This window comes from Shewanella sp. T24-MNA-CIBAN-0130 (assembly GCF_040310185.1).
In the GTDB taxonomy this organism is placed as follows: Bacteria; Pseudomonadota; Gammaproteobacteria; order Enterobacterales; family Shewanellaceae; genus Shewanella; species Shewanella psychromarinicola.
The window spans coordinates 1-268 of the sequence record NZ_JBEOPP010000333.1 but is presented as its reverse complement, the minus strand read 5'-3'; the positions used below and the strand labels follow the sequence as shown (position 1 = coordinate 268).

Annotated in this window: 1 protein-coding gene; it reads left to right on the top strand. The window is 41.0% G+C overall.

The window, feature by feature from the left end; genetic code table 11:
• Positions 1–268, top strand: a 268-nt coding sequence (locus AAEZ02_RS22610; protein ID WP_351125301.1) for a PAS domain S-box protein, incomplete at both ends; no start/stop codon positions are given.

The following is a 268-nucleotide window of genomic DNA, read 5'->3' as shown; positions in this document are numbered from 1 at the left end:
GAGTTATTCTGAACAAATAAGAAACTTGCTAAAGCAACAAGGTCGTTGGAGTGGTGAAGTTGAAGCCAGAAGAGGCAAAGACGACTTCTTCTTAATGGAGCTAACAATCGACGCCATATACAATGAACAAGAAGAAACAAGCCATTACGTTGGCGTGTTTTCCGATATTACCCGCCGTAAACAACAAGAAGAAGAGTTGCGAAAGCTGACCAATAATGACTTACTTACCGGGCTACCTAATCGTTCTAGTTTACAAGTGACTTTAAGC